The organism is Streptomyces sp. NPDC051051 (assembly GCF_040682975.1).
Taxonomy (GTDB): domain Bacteria; phylum Actinomycetota; class Actinomycetes; order Streptomycetales; family Streptomycetaceae; genus Streptomyces.
On the sequence record NZ_JBFBCB010000010.1, the window covers coordinates 70,901 to 90,109 of the forward strand.

23 protein-coding genes are annotated in these 19,209 nt (G+C 71.5%); 22 read left to right on the forward strand and 1 reads right to left on the reverse strand.

Features of this window, described 5'->3' with window-relative positions:
- Nucleotides 1-77: 77 nt before the first annotated feature.
- The 22 genes from AB0N31_RS10605 (at nt 78) to AB0N31_RS10710 (ending at nt 18,078) form a co-directional block, all read left to right on the forward strand.
- Nucleotides 78-614: a helix-turn-helix domain-containing protein gene (locus tag AB0N31_RS10605; protein ID WP_366057979.1), complete on the forward strand. Its 537-nt coding sequence runs from the start codon at nt 78-80 to the stop codon at nt 612-614.
- Entirely contained in the window at nt 580-2,121 is a 1,542-nt protein-coding gene (locus tag AB0N31_RS10610) for a terminase (RefSeq protein ID WP_366057980.1), read from the forward strand. The genes AB0N31_RS10605 and AB0N31_RS10610 overlap by 35 nt, the downstream gene beginning before the upstream one ends.
- Before the next feature lie 12 nt (nt 2,122-2,133).
- Nucleotides 2,134-3,348, forward strand: a complete 1,215-nt coding sequence (locus AB0N31_RS10615; protein ID WP_366057981.1) for a phage portal protein — start codon at nt 2,134-2,136, stop codon at nt 3,346-3,348.
- Nucleotides 3,345-4,022 carry an HK97 family phage prohead protease gene (locus tag AB0N31_RS10620; RefSeq protein ID WP_366057982.1) on the forward strand — a complete coding sequence of 226 codons (678 nt, stop codon included), beginning with the start codon at nt 3,345-3,347 and terminating at the stop codon, nt 4,020-4,022. Before AB0N31_RS10615 ends, AB0N31_RS10620 begins: the two co-directional genes overlap by 4 nt.
- Nucleotides 4,019-4,309, forward strand: a complete 291-nt coding sequence (locus AB0N31_RS10625) for a hypothetical protein (protein WP_366057983.1) — start codon at nt 4,019-4,021, stop codon at nt 4,307-4,309. The genes AB0N31_RS10620 and AB0N31_RS10625 overlap by 4 nt, the downstream gene beginning before the upstream one ends.
- A 136-nt stretch (nt 4,310-4,445) precedes the next feature.
- Nucleotides 4,446-5,837, forward strand: a complete 1,392-nt coding sequence (locus AB0N31_RS10630; RefSeq protein ID WP_366057984.1) for a hypothetical protein — start codon at nt 4,446-4,448, stop codon at nt 5,835-5,837.
- A gap of 11 nt (nt 5,838-5,848) precedes the next feature.
- Nucleotides 5,849-6,040, forward strand: a complete 192-nt coding sequence (locus AB0N31_RS10635) for a hypothetical protein (RefSeq protein ID WP_366057985.1) — start codon at nt 5,849-5,851, stop codon at nt 6,038-6,040.
- Nucleotides 6,041-6,108: 68 nt separating this feature from the next.
- Complete coding sequence (locus AB0N31_RS10640) at nt 6,109-6,318, forward strand: hypothetical protein (protein ID WP_366057986.1); 210 nt, start codon at nt 6,109-6,111, stop codon at nt 6,316-6,318.
- Nucleotide 6,319: 1 nt separating this feature from the next.
- Nucleotides 6,320-6,913 (forward strand): phage gp6-like head-tail connector protein, encoded by a 594-nt coding sequence (locus AB0N31_RS10645; RefSeq protein WP_366057987.1) that lies wholly within the window; start codon nt 6,320-6,322, stop codon nt 6,911-6,913.
- 11 nt (nt 6,914-6,924) lie between these two features.
- Nucleotides 6,925-7,374, forward strand: a complete 450-nt coding sequence (locus tag AB0N31_RS10650; RefSeq protein WP_366057988.1) for a hypothetical protein — start codon at nt 6,925-6,927, stop codon at nt 7,372-7,374.
- Nucleotides 7,371-7,580, forward strand: a complete 210-nt coding sequence (locus AB0N31_RS10655; protein WP_366057989.1) for a hypothetical protein — start codon at nt 7,371-7,373, stop codon at nt 7,578-7,580. Before AB0N31_RS10650 ends, AB0N31_RS10655 begins: the two co-directional genes overlap by 4 nt.
- Entirely contained in the window at nt 7,577-8,314 is a 738-nt protein-coding gene (locus AB0N31_RS10660) for a hypothetical protein (RefSeq protein ID WP_366057990.1), read from the forward strand. The genes AB0N31_RS10655 and AB0N31_RS10660 overlap by 4 nt, the downstream gene beginning before the upstream one ends.
- Nucleotides 8,315-8,377: 63 nt before the next feature.
- Entirely contained in the window at nt 8,378-8,788 is a 411-nt protein-coding gene (locus tag AB0N31_RS10665; RefSeq protein WP_366057991.1) for a phage tail tube protein, read from the forward strand.
- A complete protein-coding gene (locus AB0N31_RS10670; RefSeq protein WP_366057992.1) occupies nt 8,788-9,300 on the forward strand; it encodes a hypothetical protein in 513 nt (170 codons plus the stop codon). The genes AB0N31_RS10665 and AB0N31_RS10670 overlap by 1 nt, the downstream gene beginning before the upstream one ends.
- Before the next feature lie 10 nt (nt 9,301-9,310).
- Entirely contained in the window at nt 9,311-9,724 is a 414-nt protein-coding gene (locus AB0N31_RS10675) for a hypothetical protein (protein ID WP_366057993.1), read from the forward strand.
- A gap of 179 nt (nt 9,725-9,903) precedes the next feature.
- Complete coding sequence (locus tag AB0N31_RS10680) at nt 9,904-12,222, forward strand: phage tail tape measure protein (protein ID WP_366057994.1); 2,319 nt, start codon at nt 9,904-9,906, stop codon at nt 12,220-12,222.
- Nucleotides 12,223-12,238: 16 nt separating this feature from the next.
- On the forward strand, nt 12,239-15,430 hold the full coding sequence (locus AB0N31_RS10685) for a hypothetical protein (RefSeq protein ID WP_366057995.1): 3,192 nt from the start codon (nt 12,239-12,241) through the stop codon (nt 15,428-15,430).
- 11 nt (nt 15,431-15,441) lie between these two features.
- Nucleotides 15,442-15,879, forward strand: a complete 438-nt coding sequence (locus AB0N31_RS10690) for a hypothetical protein (protein WP_366057996.1) — start codon at nt 15,442-15,444, stop codon at nt 15,877-15,879.
- A 74-nt stretch (nt 15,880-15,953) separates the two neighbouring features.
- The gene (locus tag AB0N31_RS10695) at nt 15,954-17,057 is read left to right on the forward strand and encodes a peptidoglycan-binding protein (RefSeq protein WP_366057997.1); all 1,104 of its coding nucleotides are present in this window, start codon (nt 15,954-15,956) and stop codon (nt 17,055-17,057) included.
- Nucleotides 17,058-17,063: 6 nt separating this feature from the next.
- Nucleotides 17,064-17,345, forward strand: coding sequence for a hypothetical protein (locus AB0N31_RS10700; protein WP_366057998.1), 282 nt, complete (start codon nt 17,064-17,066; stop codon nt 17,343-17,345).
- Nucleotides 17,342-17,683: a hypothetical protein gene (locus AB0N31_RS10705; RefSeq protein ID WP_366057999.1), complete on the forward strand. Its 342-nt coding sequence runs from the start codon at nt 17,342-17,344 to the stop codon at nt 17,681-17,683. Before AB0N31_RS10700 ends, AB0N31_RS10705 begins: the two co-directional genes overlap by 4 nt.
- Nucleotides 17,684-17,835: 152 nt before the next feature.
- Complete coding sequence (locus AB0N31_RS10710) at nt 17,836-18,078, forward strand: hypothetical protein (protein WP_366058000.1); 243 nt, start codon at nt 17,836-17,838, stop codon at nt 18,076-18,078.
- Here AB0N31_RS10710 and AB0N31_RS10715 read toward each other — a convergent pair.
- The gene (locus AB0N31_RS10715) at nt 18,075-19,124 is read right to left on the reverse strand and encodes a helix-turn-helix transcriptional regulator (RefSeq protein ID WP_366058001.1); all 1,050 of its coding nucleotides are present in this window, start codon (nt 19,122-19,124) and stop codon (nt 18,075-18,077) included. The genes AB0N31_RS10710 and AB0N31_RS10715 overlap by 4 nt on opposite strands.
- Between the last annotated feature and the right edge of the window lie 85 nt (nt 19,125-19,209).

Consider the following 19,209-nt stretch of genomic DNA (forward strand, 5'->3'; position numbering starts at 1 on the left):
TTTATTTTTCTCTCCCCGGGCCGGCCAGGCCCCCGCCATGATCGCGGGCTGACCCTCGGCGTACAGAGGAGGCGATGATGGCGGCTCGGGCCATCCAGATTGGCGAGTCCGGCGCGCACTTCGCGGGCGCCGTCGTCGAGCACCGCCAGCGCCGCGGCTGGGACCAGGCCCACCTCGCCGGCCGCATCACCGACGCCGGCCGCGCCATGAGCACATCGGTCCTCGGCAAGATCGAGTCGGGTGCGCGCCGCGTCGACGTCGACGACCTGGCGGCGATCGCGGCCGCCCTCGACGTCGCGCCGCAGCAGCTGCTGCCCGGCGCCGACACCCCGGCCAGCGATCCGTCCGGGGCAGCCACCCGGCCGGGCCCGGTGCAGGCCCGGGTGCTGGAGGACATCGCCGCACTCGGAGACCTGGAGACCCTCGACACCACCGCCCCCACACTGGCCGCCATCGCCGTGCGGCTCGCCGCCGAGGTCGATGCGCCGGCGTCCCTCGGTAACTCGCTGCAAGGGCTGTCCAAGGAGCTGCGCCAGGTCCTCGCTGATCTGCGCTCCCTCTCGCCGGAGGAGCCGGACGATGACGACCTCGACGATCTGGCGACCCCCGACTGAGTTCACCGAGGACCTGCGCGAGCGGTACGGGCTGACCTGCCCCCCGGTGTGGGGCACCCCGCGCCGCCCCGACTTCCTGACGCTAGGCGGCAAGGTCGCCAAGGTCATGGAGCGCCTGGGCTACAAGCCGATGCCGTGGCAGCGGTACGTGTGGGACGTCGCCCTCGAGATCGACCCGGTCACGGGGAACTTCTGGTATCGGCACGTGGGCCTGTCCGTCCCCCGGCAGCAGGGCAAGACCCAGGGCCTGCTCGCCGTCATGGTCCACCGCGCCCAGGCGTTCCGGCGGCAGCGCATCGTCTACGCCGCCCAGAACCGGACCATGGCGCGCGAGCGCCTGGAAGACGAGTTCTGGGCGACGATCGAGATCAGCCGGCTGGCCCGCAGGTTCTTCATCCGCAAGGCCAACGGGCGCGAGGCGATCATCAGCCGGACGACCCGTTCCCGCATCGGCATCACCGCCAACACCGAGTCCGCCGGCCACGGGCCCTCGCTCAACCTCGGCCTGATGGATGAGCTGTTCGCCCACGTCGACGACCGGCTGGAGCAGGCATTCTCGCCGGCCATGCTGACGCTCGAGGAAGCACAGCTGTGGTGGGCGTCCGCCGGCGGCACCGAGAAGTCGGTGCCGCTGAACAAGAAGCGCGCGGCCGGCCGGGCGATGATCGAAGAGCTGTGGGAGACCGGTGTGTTCCCGCGCACCGCGTACTTCGAGTGGTTCGCCCCGGACGACCTGGACCGGGCGGACCCGGCGACCTGGCGGGCCACGCTACCCGCGCTCGGCTACACCGTCTCCGAGGCCGTCATCCAGCACGAGCTCGACACGATGGACCCGGCCGAGTTCGACCGCGCCTACCTCAACCGCACCCGCAAGAAGACCCCGCCGCCTGACGTCAACGTGCCCGCGGCCGCTTGGCCCGCGCTCACCGACAAGACCAGCCGGCCGGTGCAGGCCAGCGTGGCGCTGGCGCTGGACGTCGCGCAGGACCGCAAGCATGCATCTATCAGCGCGGCCTCGCTGCGGCCGGACGGTCGGGTGCACCTGGAGGTCGTGGCGCACCGGCCCGGCACGGACTGGGTAGTGCCCGCGATGGCGCGGCTGCACCGGCTGTGGGACCCAGTCGCCGTGGCGGTCGCATCCTCCGGGGCGCCGGCCGCCTCGCTGATCGACGACCTGATTGCGGCGGGCATCGACGTGCCGAAGGACAAGGACAAGCCGCAGCGCGGGGACCTGGCCGTCATGCGCGCGGGGGACATCGCCGAGGCGTGCGGGCAGATGGCTGACGCCATGAACCAGGGGACGATCCGGCACCTGGACCAGGTGCCGTTCACCGCCGCGGTGACCGGCGCCCGGACCCGCCGCGTCGGGGACGCCTGGACGCTCGACCGAACCAACAGCCTGACCGAGGTCAGCCCGTTCGCCGCGGCGATCTTCGCCCGGTGGGCACTGGTCATCCGAGGGCCGCACGTGATCGACGACTACGACATCGCGGACTCGTTCGCGTGAGGGGAGGTGGACATGGGCGCCTGGTCCAGGCTCAAGGGCGCGTTCACCCGGGACGCCCAGATCGGCTCCGCCGAGGACGCCCTGACGCAGTCGCGGGAGCGGCGCTCCAGCCGGGTGCACGTCACCAGCGAAACGGCGCTGCGCAACAGCGCGGTGTGGGCGTGCCTGCGGCTGCGGGCCGACCTGATGTCCAGCTTCCCGATCGACGTCTACCGGTACGTCAACGGCATCCAGGTCGAGGTGCCCAAGCCTCCGGTCCTGGTCTCGCCGGGCGGCACCGAGGTCGGCATGAAGGAGTGGATGTACTCCACTGAGTTCGACCTCGACCGGGGCGGCAACTGCTTCGGGATCATCACTGAGCGGTCCGGGGTGATCGGCCCGGACGGGCGCGGCCTGCCCGGCCGGGTCGACCTCGTCGAGCTGGGTTCGGTATCGGTCCGCGGCAACGGTTCGACGATCACGAAGTTCGTGATCGGCGGCAAGGAGTACGAGCCGTGGGAGGTCTGGCATGAGAAGCAGTACACCGTCGCCGGTTGCCCGCTCGGTCTGTCGCCGGTGGCGTTCGCCGCGTGGACGATCGAGGAGTCTCTGTCCGCCCAGCAGTTCGCCCGCGACTGGTTCGCCGGCGGGGCGGTGCCGCTGGCTGAGCTGAAGAACAACCAGAAGACCGTCGACAAGGACAACGCCCGGATCGCCCGTGAGCAGTTCCGCGCCGCCGTCGACAGCTCTGGCCTGTTCGTCCACGGCATGGACTGGGAGTACAAGCCGATCCAGGCCGTCGCCTCGCAGTCCTCGTTCCTCGAGGCCCGCCAGTACGGAGCCTCCGACATCGCCCGCTTCTTCGGTGTCCCCGGCGACCTGGTCGACGTGGCCGTGTCGGGCAGCAGCATCACCTACGCCAACATCGGGCAGCGCAACCTCCAGTTCCTGATCATGAATCTGGGGCCGGCCGTCGGCCGCCGCGAGGACGCGTTCAGCCGCAAGCTCGTGTCCGGCCCGCGGTTCGTGAAGCTGAACACCGACGCACTGCTGCGCATGGACCCCGAGGCCCGGGCCCGCACGATCGGCTCGCAGATCACCAGCCGGATCCTCGCCCCCTCCGAGGCGCGCGCGCTGGAGAACCGGCCGCCGTTCACGGACGACCAGCTCGCCGAGTTCGACCGGCTGTTCGGCTCGCGGTCCGTCCCCGCCCAGCCCACCACCGCCGTACCGGGAGCACCGTCATGACCACACCCACGCTCGCCGCGGCTGCGGCGGAACGAGCCCAGCACATCCGTCAGCGCGCAGACCGCCCCTCGCAGCGGAGGTGCGCCGAGCACGCCGGCGCCCGGGCCACGGTCCGCGCCGCACTGTCCGGCGTCCAGGTCCGCGAGAGCGGCGACGCCGGCGGCACGCTGGAGTTCGTCGGCCGGGCTTCGGTGTACGAGCAGGCCTACGAGATGTGGGACATGTTCGGCCCGTACACCGAGATCGTCACCGAGGGGGCGGGCTCCGACTCGCTCGCCCGCGCGGACCTCGACGTGCCGCTCGTCCTCGGGCACGACCAGCTGCGGCGCCTGGCCCGCACCACCACCGGCACGCTGTTCCTCACCGAGAGCGCCGACGGCCTGGACGTGCGCGCGCCCGCTCTGGACCCGGCGGACTACGACGTCGCCTACATCGCGCCGAAGCTGCGGTCCGGCCTGGTCGACGAGATGTCCTTCGCGTTCCGCATCGAATCGGGCCAGTGGTCCCCGGACTACACCGAGTACCGGATCAACCGGTACGACATCCACCGCGGTGACGTCGCGATCGTCGGCTACGGCGCGAACCCCTACACCGGCGCGAGCATGCGCCAGCCCGCGGCCGCACCGACGTCGAGCCGCGCCCGCGCCCTCCTTGAGATTGCGCTCGCCCGATGACGCGCCGCATGCTCCGCCACCGCATCTTCGTCACCGGCGAGCCGCAGGTCCGCAACATCCACAGTGACCCGCTGCACGTCGCGGCCGAACGACTCGGTGTGAGCGAGGACGCCCCGCACGTCGTCGACTTCTGGGCTGAGGGCTCCCTCGAGGAACCGGGCGCCGACCGGACGTTCCTCGTCGTGGGCACCGGCCAGCCGATCCCCGACGGCGCCCGCTGGTGGGGCACCACCGCCCGCACCGCCGACGGCCTGGTCTGGCACCTCTACGAGCTGCCCCAGACCTGACCCTTCATTTTCCCGCCGCCCGGCGGGAGCTACTGCCCTGCGCTCTGCGCGCACGAGTCCACCCGGCGCACTGCCTCGGGTGGCCGTCTGTCTGGACCGGGGCGCCTGGAATCCATACTCAGAGAGGACCGACGAGATGACTCTCGCCGAGCTGATCGCCCAGGCGCGCACCGCGCTGGACACGGCGATCACCGCACGCCAGCAGGAGCAGGACGCGCTGATGGCGCTGCGCTCCGACGACAACCTGATCGAAGAGGCGGTGGCCGCGCAGGTCGCCCGCCGTGACGCCGCGGACGCGGAGGTCACCCGCCGCCAGGAGGCCCTCGCCGGCCTGGAGGCGGAGCAGGTCCGCGAGGACGAGCTGGCCGCGCTGCAGGCCCGCACCGTCCCGGCTGCCACCCGGGCTCCGGCCTACGACCAGGTCCACCGCGTCGGGCAGGACGAGCGCACCTACCGGCCCGACCAGGACCGGCGCGGCGCCGCCTTCGAGCGGGACGTCGCGGCCGCGTTCATCGGCGACTACGACGCCCAGGCCCGCCTCGCCCGGCACATGCAGGAGGAGCGCGTCGAGCGCGGCGACCAGCTCCAGCGCGCCGTGGGTACCGGGGCGTTCGCTGGCCTGGTCGTGCCGCAGTACCTGACCGACATGTACGCCCCGGCCGCCCAGGCGAACCGTCCGTTCGCGGACGCCATCCGCCGCCACGACCTCCCGCCGCAGGGCATGCAGGTCAACATCTCCCGCGTCACGACCGGCTCGTCCGTCGACCTCCAGTCGGCGGAGAACGCGGCCGTGGCCGAGCAGGACATGGACGACACGAACCTGTCGATCCCGGTCCAGACCGCGGCGGGCCAGCAGACCATCGCCAGGCAGGCCGTCGAGCGCGGCGCCGGCGTCGAGGCCGTCGTCCTCGACGACCTGTTCCGCCGGTACAACACCAACCTCGACAACAAGCTGCTGAACCAGGCCGCCACGGGCCTGACGAACGTGGCCACCGCCGTCGCCTACACCAGTGGTTCGCCGACCGCGACCGCGCTGTACCCGAAGGTCATCGAGGGCCTCGCCGGGGTCGAGGGCGCCATGCTCGACATGGCGTCCGGCGACAACCTCGCGGTGATGCACTCCCGCCGCTGGTACTGGATGCAGAACGCGCTGGGCTCCACCTGGCCGCTGATCACCCAGCCGGGGATCATCGCCCAGACCCTCGGCGCGAACTACGCCACCGCCTACGGGCGCGGCATCCGGGGCGTCCTGCCCAACGGCACGCCGGTCGTCGTCGACAACAACATCGCGACGAACCTCGGCGCGGGCACGAACGAGGACGAGATCTACCTCGTCGACCGGCAGGAGTGCCACCTGTGGGAGGACCCCGACGCCCCGATGTACATCCGGGCGGAGCAGGCCAAGGCGGCCTCGCTGGGTGTCCTGCTGGTGGTCTACGGCTACTTCGCCTACACCCACCAGCGCTACGCCCACGCCCGCAAGATCGGCGGGACCGGCCTGGTCGCGCCGGCCTTCACCGGCCAGTAAGGGGCGCTCAGATGGCGTGCAACGTCGAGACCTTCGCGTACCCGGCCTGGTGGTCGGGGGCTTCCACCGTGCAGATCAGCTACGTCAGCGGCGGCTTCACCACGGTCAACCGGGCCGACGTGGAGTTCCTGCCGCAGGGCGTGTCCACGGCGGCCGGTCTGCTGGTGCCGTGGGCGAACGTCAAGGACGTGCAGCTCGTCTGACCATGCCCGTCACGTGGTGCCCGCTCTCACCCCGGGGGCGGGCACCCGCTCAACGCAGGAGCCAAGCAATGACCGAAGACACGATGATCGCTGCCCTTCTCCGTGAGCGGGAAGGGTACGCGGGCCTGGGCCTGGACGACCGCGTCGCCGAGGTCGACGAGCAGTTGCGGCTGCGCGGCGTGCAGCCGCCCGCCGCCGTCCGTGACGTGCCCGCCGGGCCGTCCACCCGCACGACGCCGCCGAAGGGCCGCCGGGTCCGGGGCGCCGAGCAGGCCTGACGTGGCCAACGAGTACGTCACCCTTGAGGAGCTGAAGGCCCAGTTCGGCATCGAGCCTGGCGACACCAGCCGGGACGCGCAGCTGAACCGGGCCCGTGCCTCCGCGTCCCGCAGCATCGACAAGACCACCGGCCGCCGCTTCTGGCTCGACGAGGCTCCGGTGCAGCGGGTGTTCAACCCGCGGGGCCGCATCGTGCGCGAGGACGACGGGGACCTGTTCCTCGTCGACGACATCGGCAGCGCCGAGGGCCTGGTCGTCGAGACCGGCTCGGGCTCGTCGTGGTCGGCGGTCACCGCCTACGAGACGAGCCCCGACAACGCGCTGGCCGACGGCCGGCCCGTCACCGGACTGTTCCGCTCGCTCGGCACGTGGGGCACGTCGACGGGGCGTCTGCGGATCACCGCCCGCTTCGGCTGGCCGGCGGTCCCGGACGACATCCACGAAGCCGCCCTCATCCAGGCCTCCCGCCTCTTCAAGCGGAAGGACAGCCCCGAGGGCATCATCGGCTCGGCCGAGTGGGGCGTGCGCAACCTGTCCCGCCGGGACCCGGACGTGTGGAACCTCATCGAGCCGTACATCATCCCCGGGTTCTGAGAGGAGGCAGCGTGCAGATCTCCGCCGTGCGTGAGGCGATCGCCGAAGCGGCCCGCTACGTGGTCCTGCCCGAAGGCGTCGGCAAGCTCACCTGCTCCGGCTACGTGCCGGACGCCGTGACCGCGCCGCACTTCTTCGTCGCCGAGTACGAGCAGCTATTCGACCGGGCCATGAGCCGCGGCCTGGACGAACTGACCTTCACCAGCCGTGTCCTGGTGGGCAGGGCTGACGACCGGGCAGCTCAGCGGATCCTCGACGCGATGCTGTCCGGCTCGGGCCCGGCCTCGCTGAAGCAGACGATCGAACTCGCGCGAGGGGCGCCCGGCGAGTACGCCCTGGGCGGCCTCGCCCACGACCTGCACGTGATGCGCGTGCAGGGCTACCGCTGGTACGAGCACGCCGGCACCACCTACGTCGGCGCCGAACTGATGATCAAGATCATCGGACAGGGGGACGGATGAGGATCCGCATGCTGGTCGCCATGCCCGAAGGTGCCGCCCGCAACGGCGAGCCGTGGCCGGCCGAGGGCGAGGAGGTGGATCTGCCGACCGCTGAGGCCGCGCACCTGGTCGCCTCCGGCGTCGCCGAGGAAGTCGCCGCCGATGCGGAGCCTCCGGCCGCGCCGCGCCGGCGCCGGGCGGCCCACCCCGAGGGCGAGGCGACATGAGCAAGACCGTCCTGCTCAACGTCCGCACCTTCGCCGCGGGCGTCGACCTCACCGGAGCGTCCAACAAGATCGAGCTGTCCGCCGAGGTCGAGGACAAGGACAGCACGAACTACGCCAGCCAGGGCTGGACGGAAGTCCTCGGCGGACTCCGCTCGGCCGAGCTGTCCGGCGAGGGCCAATGGGAAGCGGGCGACCCGAGCAAGGTCGACGACTCCTCATGGGCCCACCTCGGCACCGTCATCCCCTGGTCGGTCAGCGCGAACAACGGCGCCGCCGTCGGGGACCTGGCGTACTTCATGGCGGCGCTGCGCTCGGACTACAAGCTGTTCGAGGCGGTCGGGGAGGTTGCCCCCTGGTCCGGCACCGCGAAGTCGTCGTGGCCGCTGGTGCGCGGGCAGTTCGCCCACCCGCCCGGCACCGCCCGCACCGCGACCGGCACGGGCACCGCCCTCAACCTTGGCGTGGTCGCCGCCGGCAAGCGGCTGTACGCGGCGCTGCACGTCCTGTCCGTGGCCGGTACGACGCCGTCGCTGACGGCCCGTGTCGAGTCGGCTCCGGACAACACCTTCGCCGCGCCGACGACGCGGGCGACGTTCACCGCGGCGACGGCCGCCGGCGGCCAGGTCGCGCGCACCGACGGCACCGCGATCACCGACAGTTGGTGGCGGATCGCCTGGACCATCACCGGCACCACGCCGTCGTTCCTGTTCGTCGCCTCGCTCGGCATCCAGTAACCCCACACCACCCCGCGGCCCGGCCCCTGTCGGGTGTTTCGCCATGCCCTGGAAGGGGGCCCCATGCCCAAGATGGTTCTGCTCGCTCAGCACCTCACGCTGAACGGCACCGATCTGAAGGACTTCACCAAGAAGGCCGAGCTGTCCGTCGAGGTCGAGGACAAGGACGTCACCACCTACGCGTCGCTCGGGTGGAAGGTCGTCCTCGGTGGCCTTAAGTCGGGTGAACTCTCGTGCGAGTTCCTCCAGGACTTCGCCGCCTCGCAGCTCGACGCGATCATGTGGCCGCTGCTCGGGCAGGTCGTCCCGTTCACAGTCCGCGCGGACCAGGCCGCGGTCGGCACGTCCAACCCCCAGTACTCCGGCAACGTCCTCATCAAGGGGTGGAACCCCATCGAGGGCAGCGTGGGTGACGAGGCCACCGTGGGGCTGACGTTCCCCACCTCGGGGGCCGTGGCGAGGGCGACGACCTGATGGCCGGCGGGGGCCCGCCGTTCAGCCTCGGCGTGGAGACGCACGAGGGCCTGGCCGCTCTCACCCGTGCGATCCGTGCGGAGGAGGACGGGAAGCAGCTGCGCAAGGAGCTGGCCCGCGATATGCGCGAGGCGCTGAAGCCGGGGGCCGCCGCGGCGAAGAGCGCCGTCATGGCCGTCTCGTCGGCCGGCCTGCCCACGGCCCCCGCCCTGCGCTCGTCCGTCGCGAAGAAGATCCGGCCCGAGGTCAAGCTCGGCGGCCGCTGGAGCGGGGCCCGGGTGAAGGCCTTCAAGACAAAGAACATCCGCGGCTTCCCCAACGCGCCGAAGCGGCTGAACAGGGCGGGCGGCTGGCGGCACCCGGTGTACGGCAACCGCGAGATCTGGGTGCAGCAGCACGGCAAGACCGGCTGGTTCGACGAGGCATTCCAGGGGCGCGAGGGCGTCTACAAGCAGGCCGTCGAGGCGGCCATGGAGAACATGGCCCGGCGCATCGCCGACCGGGCCGGATGAGGAGAGACACGTGTTCCTGGTCTACACGCCCGAGGGGCAGGACGAGCCGACGCGCTGGAAGTACAACCCGCGCAAAATGATGTCCTCCGAACGGGAGAGCATCGAGCGCCTGACCGGCCGCACCTGGACGGAGTTCACCAAGGACGTCGTCCAGGGATCGAGCCTGTGCCGGCGCGCGCTGCTGTTCACCTTCCTCAAGCGCGACCACCCCGGCGCCGTGAAGTTCGACGACGTCGACTTCGCGTGGGACGAGCTGTCGCTGGAGTACTCCCGGGGCGAGCTGCGGCAGATGCGCGAGGCCGCCGAGGAAGGGGCCAGCGCCGAGATGCGGCCGATGATCCTGGCCCGCCTCGACGAGCAGATCGCCGCCGCGGCGGAGGACCCGGAGGAAGAGGGAAAAGCCCAGCCGCCCGTCGCCGAGTAGCGCGCTACGGCGACGCGGCCCGCCTGCTGTCCATCCGCCCGTGGGAGTGGGAGCTCCTGACGGTCGAGCAGGAAGACGCCGTCCTGTCCTGGCTGGACGCCTACGAGGAAGCGCAGACCAAGGCGCTCGAACAGATGAAGAGCAGGGGCCGCTAGCCCCCTGACCACAGGGGGTGCGCGGTGAGCGATACGTCGCTGGTGTTCAACCTCGTCGCGAGGGACAACACCGAGCAGGGTCTGTCGTCCGCGCGCGAGCGGTTCGACACCGCGGCCACCGGCATCGGTGCCGGTGTCGCGGCCGCGCTCGGCGTCAGCCTGGCACAGGAGATCAACACGGACGCGGCCAACGCCAAGCTGGCCGCGCAGCTCAGCCTCGGCCCGCAGGAAGCGGCCGACGTCGCGAAGGTCTCAGCATCGGTCTACCAGAACGCCTGGGGCGACTCGGTCGACACCGTGAACCTGGCGATCAAGGGCGTCTACCAGAACATCGGCGACACCTCCGCCGCCGAGGGCGGCCTTGAGGGCGTGACCACCAAGGTCACTGCACTGGCCGAGACCTTCGACCAAGACCTGACGATGGCGACCGCGGCCGCCGGACAGATGGTCCGCACCGGCCTGGCGGACAACGTCGACGAGGCCCTCGACATTCTCGCGGCCGGGCTCGGCACCGCGGCCGACAAGTCCGGCGACCTGCTGGAGACCTTCAACGAGTACTCCACCCAGTTCCGCCGGCTGGGCATCGACGGCCAGACCGCCACCGGCCTGATCTCCCAGGGCCTGGAGAACGGCGCCCGCGACGCCGACCAAGTCGCGGACGCACTCGGCCAGTTCGGCGAGCGCGCCCTGGCCGGCGGCACCGCAGTCGACACCGCCTACAAGAGCATCGGCCTGTCCGCCTCCGACATGGCGAAGATGATCGGCGCGGGCGGGGACAGCGCCGAGCAGGCCCTGTCGATGACCCTCGACGCGCTGCGCGGGACAACGGACGAGCAGACCAGGCTGAACGCCGCGGCCGCCCTGTTCGGCGACCCGGCCAACGTCATGGGTGACGCCCTGTACGCGCTCGACCCGGCGACGGCGGCGGCCGCCTCGGGCATGGACAAGGCGGACGGCGCCGCCGACCGGCTGACCGAGACCATGGGCGACAGCGCGGCCAAGAGCCTGGAGCGCTTCAAGCGGCAGGCGCTCGGCAAACTCGGCGAGGTCACCGGCGGCTTCGTCTCGTTCGCGATGGACAACCAGGCCGTGTTCGAGCCGCTCGCCTACACCCTGGCCGGGCTGGCCGCCACGGTGCTGGTGGTGCGCGGCGCGATGATGACGTACTCGGCTATCTCCACCGTGGTCACCGCGGCGCACACCGTCATGACCGCCTCGACGTGGGGCGTGATCGGCGGCTGGCTGCGGATGAACGCCGTGGGCCTGGGCGTCTACCTGCGGCTCGGCGCGGCCGCCACGCTGTCGGCGCTGCGGACCGCCGCGGCGTGGACCGGCTCCGCCCTGGTGTCGATCGGTACCTGGATCCTGGCCGTCATCCGCGCCGGCGTCACCGCCGCCGTGCAGTTCACGCTGATGGCCGCGCGGGCGGTCGCCTGGGCCGCGGTCATGGCCGCCCAGTGGCTGATCGCCATGGGCCCCATCGGCTGGATCATCCTCGCCGTCGCCGCCCTGGTCGCGCTGATCGTCGTGTACTGGGACCAGATCAAGGCCTGGACCCTGGCCGCCTGGAACTGGGTGGTGGACAAGCTGATCTGGGCGAAGGACATGATGATCAATGCGTTCATGAACTTCACCCTGATCGGACTGCTGATCAAGCACTGGTCCTCGATCAAGAGCACGGCCGCGTCCTGGTGGAACGCGCTCGTCACCTGGATCAAGGGCGTGCCCGGGCGGATCTACAACCTGTGGCTGAACTGGACGCTGGCCGGACTGATCGTCAAGCACTGGCAGTCCGCCAAGCAGGGCACGATCACCAAGGCCAACGAGATGATCGCCTACGTGCGCGGCCTGCCCGGCCGGATCAAGAGCGGCCTCGGCAACCTCGGCAGCCTGCTGTGGAACTCCGGCTCCGCCCTCATCAGCGGCTTCATCAACGGCATCAAGTCGCGGATCGGCTCCGTGCGCGACGCGGCCAGTGACATCGTCTCCGCGGCCCGGGACTTCTTCCCGTTCTCCCCCGCCAAGACCGGCCCGTTCTCCGGCCGCGGCTACACCAGCTACTCCGGCCAAGCCCTCGTCGAGGACTTCCAGCAGGGCATCGCGGGCCGGATCCCGGCACTGCGCGCCGAGCTGGACGCCATGCCCGGCGTGGCCCCGCAGTCCGTGCAGCCCGCCCCGCTCGGCCTGGGCATGGCACCCGTCCTGGGCATGGCCGCGGGCGGAGGCACGGCCCGCGTCATCCTCGACGTGCGCGGCGCCGACGAGGACTGGAAGCGCCTGCTCCGCAAGATGATCCGCGTCGACGGACGCGGCAGCGCCGACGGCCTCGTCGGCCGGCGATAGGAAGGAGACATCCGCGGTGGCGTTCCCCCAGACCCCGCTCGACATCCAGGCGGACCTCAAGATCGACGGCGTATGGCAGCCCATCACCGCGGACGTCTACACCCGCGACCTGATGACGATCGTGCGCGGCCGCCCCGACGAGGGCGCCCGCACCGACCCGGGCAAGTGCAAACTGACCTTCAACAATGGGGCCAGCAAGGTCGCGCCGGGCGTCTCCGGCCGCTACAGCCAGGGCAACCCGCTCTCCGACCTGTACGGGAAGATCGGCCGCAACACGCCCGTGCGGGTGCACCTGCCCGCGGCCGAGGCGCACCTGGAACTGGACGGCGATGCGACCGGCACCGTCTCCACCCCGGACACCGCCGTGCTCGACATCACCGGCGACATCGACGTCCGCGCCGAGTTCGACATCGACATGACCGACACCGCCCTGAGCCAGGCCATCATCGGCAAGTGGGGGCCGACCCCAGCCGAGCGGTCCTGGACGCTGCGCGTCTTCAACGGGAACATCGTCTTCAACTGGCTGGACGCCGGCGCCGTCGTGCAGACCGCGTTCCTGACGGCGGCCTACTACGGCGGCCGCGCCCTGCGGGTCACCCTCGACGTCGACAACGGCGCGGGCGGTCTGACCCTGCGCTGGTACCAGGCCGACTCCCTGGACGGCCCGTGGGAGCAGATCGGCGGCGACGCCGTCGGCGCGACCACGACCAGCATCCAGGCCACCAACAGCCCGCTGTACATCGGCCCCGCCGACGCCACCACCACCCCGCCGAGGAAGCCGTTCACCGGCATCGGCACCCGCTTCCAGGTCCGCTCCGGCATCGACGGCACGATCGTCGCCAGCCCGGACTTCCGTTCCCTGGCCGACGGCGCCACCTCGTTCGTCGACAGCGCGGGCCGGACCTGGACCGTCAACGGCACCGCCAAGGTACGGGCACGCGAGGACCGGTTCGTCGGGGAGATCTCCGCCTGGCCGCCACGCTGGGACGTCTCCGGCAACGACCGCTGGGTGCCGGTCGAGGCGGCCGGGGTGCTGCGCCGCTACGGCCGCGCGACCGCCCCGCTCGCCTCGACGCTGCGCCGCCGCATCCCCTCCGGGAACCCGGACGCCTACTGGCCGATGGAGGAAGGCTCCGGCGCCACCCAGGCCTACAGCCCCATCACCGGCGTCGCACCCATGACGGTGACCGGCCTGCAGTTCGCCGGCGTCGACACCCTGCCCGGATCAGAGGCGCTGCCCACGCTCGGCTCCGCGTCCACCGTGAAGGGCACCGTGCCGAGCGGCACGGCGACCGGCTGGCACGTCGAGATGGTCTACCGGCTGGAGGCCCTGCCCGCCACCCAGCAGCAGATCGCCTGCGTCCGCGTCTCCGGCTCCGCCATGGCGTACTGCACCGTCCTCGTCGGCACCGGCGGCATCCGCATCGAGGCCCGCGACTCCGACGACACGGTCCTCGGCTTCATCAACTACACCGACGCCGACGCCCTCGCCGCGCTCACCGGACCCTGGAACCGCCTGCAGATCTACACCTCCGCCAGCGGCGGCACGACGTTCCTGCACGCGTCCTGGCGCCGCACCGACGGGCTGGCCTCCTACTGGTTCGCGCGCACCTCCTTCACCGGCACGCCCGGCCGCGCCGCCCAGATCCTCGGCAGCTGGGGCTCCGACTTCCAGGGCATGAGCCTCGGGCACGTCGCGGTGTGGACCGGGGTCGCCGCGTCCCTCGCCTCCCCCTACCCGTCGGCCGTCACCACCTACGAGTCCGCCGACGACGGGTTCCTCGGCGAGTACGCCGGGACCCGGCTGCTGCGCCTGGCCAGCGAGGAGAACATCCCGCTGTCCGTGCGCGGCCTCATCACCGGGCAGGAGGCGATGGGCGCCCAGCGTCCCGCCCAGCTACTCGAACTGCTCGGCCAGGCCGCCGACTCCGACGGCGGCATCCTGATGGAGCACCGCGCCCGGCCGGCCCTGCGCTACCGCGGCCGCACCACCCTCTACAACCAGGCCCCGGCCCTCACCCTCAACTACGCCGCCGGCGGGGAAGTGGCGCCGCCGCTGGAGCCGCTGGACGACGACGCCGACGTGGTCAACGACGTCACCGTCCAGCGCATCGACGGCAGCGCGGGCCGCGCGGTCCTCGAAGACGGGCCGCTCTCCGTCAAGGCCCCGCCCGACGGGGTCGGCCTGTACGACAGCAGCATCCAGCGCTCCCTCGCCCGCGACGACCAGGCGCAGCCGATCGCCGCCTGGATGCTGCACCTGGGAACCTGGGACGCGCCCCGCTACCCGGTCGTCCACGTCAACCTCGCGGCCGCCCCGCACCTCATCCCGGCCCTCCTCAAAGTCGACCAGGGCGACCTGATCCGCATCACCAACCCGCCGCCGTGGCTGCCGCCCGGCGACATCAACCTGATCGTCCAGGGCTACACCGAGTCCTTCGACCAGTACGCCTGGGACGTCTTCTTCACCTGCACCCCGGCCGACCCCTGGACCGTGGCCGGCCTCGCCTACTACGAGGACTTCCAGGACACCACCTACGTCATCCCCTTCACCAACGGCGGCACCCTGCCCTGGACCCGCTCGCAGGCCCACTACAACAGCGGCACCTGGGCACTGCGCTCCGGGGCGATCACCAACAACCAGACGTCCGACGCCATCGTGGCCGTCCCGCCGGGCATGACCGAACTGCGGTTCTGGTACTGGACGTCCAGCGAAGCGTCCGGGCCCGGCTTCGAGGGCGACCGGCTGCTCGTCCTCGTCGACAGCGTCCAGGTCCTGCGCGCCCAGGGCATCACCCCGTGGACGCAGGCCATCGTCGACGTCACCGGCAAGAGCACCGTGACGTTCCGCTACGTGAAGGACAACAGCACGGCGGGCGGCGAGGACGCCGTCTACATCGACGACCTCTCCTTCACCGGCCGGGCCCCGGTGCGCGTGGACACCGACGGCTCCGCACTCACCGCCGGCATCTCGGCAACCGCCACCTCGATCTCCGTCACGACCACGTCCGGACCGGTGTGGACGCAGGACCCGGTAGAGCTCCCCCTCGACATCCGTGTGGGAGGCGAGGTCATGAAAGTCACCGGCATCACCGGCGCGTCCAGCCCGCAGACGTTCACGGTCGTCCGGTCGGTCAACGGCATCGTCAAGAACCACTCCGCAGGCACGGACGTGCGCCTCGCCCACCCCGCCTACCTGGCTCTCTGAAGGGAGAACACATGGCCTTCCTCGCAGGAGAGCGGCTCACCGCCGGACGCGCCAACCGGTTGCAGCCGCGGACGTACCCCATAGCGATCGGTACGGGCACCGTCCCCGCCTCGTCCACCAACGTGGACGTCACCGGCGCCACCATCACCCTGACCACCGAGATGCCGGGGGCGACCTTCAAGGCCTGGGCGGTCTTCGACTTCAACTCGCTGGGTGCGTCGGCCGGATCCTCGACAGGCCGTCTCGTGGTCGACGGCGCCAATCAGCTGCCGTTGGCGGTGTTCCGCCAGGACGCCGCCGCAGACCGCGGCACACACCCCCAGAGCTACGTCGGCACCCTCGCCGCAGCGGGCAGCCACACCTTCAAACTCATCGCGAGCACGTCCACGAACACGGAGTGCCTGGGCAGCAACTGCAGCCTCGTCGTCGAGATCACAGAGGTGGCCTGACCGGTCGCGTACCGTCCCGCACCCATCGCCCCGCGCCGATCCGGCCCGGGGCTTACCCATGCCCTGGAGGGCCCATGGACCTCATCACTCGAGCAGAATGGGGCGCACGGCCGTCCCGCTACGACCTCGTCTACATCTCCTCCACCGAGGGCACGAAGGTGCACTACGAGGGCGCCTACGTCCCCAAGAGCCTCGCGGACCCGGGCGCGCACAGCAGCTGCTACGCCCACATGCGCGACCTCCAGGCCGCCCACCTGGCCAACACGAAGGAGGACTACTCCGACATCGCGTACAACGACGTCGTCTGTCCGCACGGCAGCGTCTTCGAGGGTCGGGGCGTGCACCGCAGGACCGGCGCGAACGGCACCGCCACCCTCAACTCCCGGCACTACTCGGTGTGCGCGATGCTCGGCGCCTCCGGCCTGGTGCAGCCGACCGACGCCATGCTGCACGGCCTGGTCGACGCGATCGAGCGCAACCGCAGCGCGGGCGCCGCCGGCGACGACGTCCTCGGCCACCGCGACGGCTACGCCACCGCCTGCCCGGGCGACCCGCTGTATGCGTGGGTGCAGGCGGGCGCGCGCCGGCCGGACGGCACCAGCACCGGTGGCGGTACGGGCGGCGGCACAGGAGAGATCGCCCGCTACCAGGTCGTGATCAACGGCTTGTCGTACGGGTACGGGGCGCACGGCGACCACGTCACCACCGTCGGCGAGGCGCTCGTGGCGCGCGGCTTCGGCTCGCACTACCAGGTCGGGCCGGGCCCGGACTGGAGCGACGCCGACACCGAGAACTTCAGCGACTTCCAGGTCAGTCTCGGCTACTCCGGGACCGCCCCGCACGAGGATGCCGACGGTGTGCCCGGCGCGGTCAGCCTGCAGCAGCTGCTCGGCTACCTGCCCGGCGCCACCGCTACGACCGCCGCACCGCCATTCCCCGGCCGCTCCGCCTTCATCCTCGGCAAGACCAACCCGGCTGTGACCGTCCTCGACAAGGGCCTGATCCGGCGCGGCTTCGCCCGTCACCACGACGGCGACGGCTACCAGCCCGGGCCCCGATTCACCCGGCACACCCGCGACAACGTCCGTGACTTCCAGCGGGCGACGCCCGCTCTCGCCGGCGACGCGGACGGCTACCCCGGCCCGCTCACCTGGCGGCTGCTCCTCTCCGGAAAGTGAGACACCATGCAGGACTCCACGAAGCGCACCGCACGCACGATCCTCCAGACAGCGATCGGTATTGCCGTCGTGCTGCCGGCCGTCGTCGACGCGTCCGGTATCCCGGCCGCGCTGCCGTGGGTCGCGGGCGCGCTGGCCATCGCGGGCGGCTTCACCCGGGTTATGGCCGTGCCCGGCGTCCAGAGGCTGTTGCCCGGCTGGCTGCGTACTGACGGCGCAGGCCGCCAGGACGACGACGTCCTCGCCGCGCTGAAGCGTGCGGGCCGTGAGAGCGGGGGGACGAGATGAGCCAGAGCACGGGAGTGACCGCGGTCGACGCCGCGGCGGTGTGGAGCGTGGCAGCCGTGACGATCGCGGGTGCCGCGGTACTGGCGTGGCGTGTGGCCCGGGGGCTGCGCAGGCTGGTCGACCGGATGGACGACATGGCCGACGACTGGCACGGCGTTCCGGAGCGGCCCGGCGTCCCGGCCCGCCCCGGCGTCATGGTCCGCCTCCACCACATCGAGGAGCGCCTGGCCCGTGTCGACCATGAGCTGCAGCCCAATTCGGGCGGGTCCCTCCGGGACGCGGTCGACCGCGTTGACCGGCGCACACAGACCCTTGCTCCCGACCCCGGAACAGAATGAGCGACGCCCCCTGCACGGCCCGTAAGCGGGCCGTGCAGGGGGCGTTCCGTCATTTGCTGCCCACGCTGTCATGGGTGGCCGTTATGCTGCCTGTATCGCCCCGGGCCCCGACACCTGGGGCGCTCTGCTGTCGGGAGTAGAAGGGCGCCGTCATGACCAGCCGTTACCTGGTGAGGTACCGAGTCCTGCCGCCTGGCGCCGGGCCGGACGACTATGAGCCTGCCGACCTCCCGCTGCGCGAGGAGGAGTTCGAGTTGTCCGACCCGGAGCCTGCGGGCGAGGCCGGTGGACAGGCACTCCGCTACGGCCCTCATCACCACGAGGTCGAGGCCGCTGTGCGCGAGCGCCTGGCCGACGGCGAAAGCCCGCTCATCCTCCGCTACGACCTGGTCTAGGCCCGCTGCTCGGCGTCCTCCGCCCGGGCCTGGTAGTACGCGTAGTCCCTGGGGTAGCCGGCCAGGGCGGGTAGCGCCTGGCGGAAGCCGTCCGCGGCGTCCCGCCATCTGTGGCAGGCGTAGGCGGCATCGGCGACCTGCAGCTGAGACCTGGTCGCGTCGAGCCAGTACAGCCAGCCCGGGCGTTCCTCCTCTTCCGGTGCCCGCAGCGCGAGGGCGTGGGCCTCGTCGGCGAGCCGCGCCGCCCGGTTCCGCTCGCCGAGCCGGGCGGCCGCCATCGCCTCCTGGTGGACAGCCACCGCCTCCGCCGCGGGAGAGAGCGGCCTCGGGCCCACATACCGGGCGGCCTCAGCCGTGCGCAGGGCACGCACCGGATCGCCGTACGTCAGGCTGTAGTACGCCCGTACGCGCTGGGCCCAGGACGCCATGTCCGCGTGGCCGCCGTCGACAGCCCAGCCGTGCGCGAGGTCGATCCACGACAGGGCCGGTCCCCGCTGTTCTTCCTGCCAGGCCACCCACGACAACCAGTGCGCGTGCTCCGCGGCGAGCAGCATGAGGGAGTCCGCGGCCGCGCCGGCGGCGAGGGGGATGAGCTGTGTGACCGCGTCGAGCTGCGAGCGGACGACGGGCCACAGGGCGCGGCCGCCGATCGTGTCCTCGGCGCGTCGGTGCTGGCTGAGTACGACGCCGATCCAGTCGGCCGTACGCAGGTCCGCGCGGCCGGTGGTGTGGGCATGGGCTATCCGGTCGCGCAGCTCTGCGGACGGAGCCCACTGCTGTGACTCGTCGCCGCTGTTGCGTACGCCGCCCAGTTCGATCGGCACTTGCAGTCCTCTCACGAATCGGGCGATGACGTCTTCACTGACCACCCGCAGCCTGCCCCGTTCGAGGCGGGACACGTAGCCCTGCGTCATCCCGACCAGTTCGCCGAAGCGCTGCTGCGAGATGCCCGCCAGGGCCCGGTACCGGCGGATGAGCGTGGGCCAGTCGCGGGCAGCCCACGCTGCACGCAGACGCCCGTCAGCCCAGAGTTCCCGACCACTCATGCCGTGACCATACGGCCACGGTATGTCAGGTTGGTATGGGATCGGCGAATCTTCCTCCTGACGATGGGGCTCCATACCGAGTCGG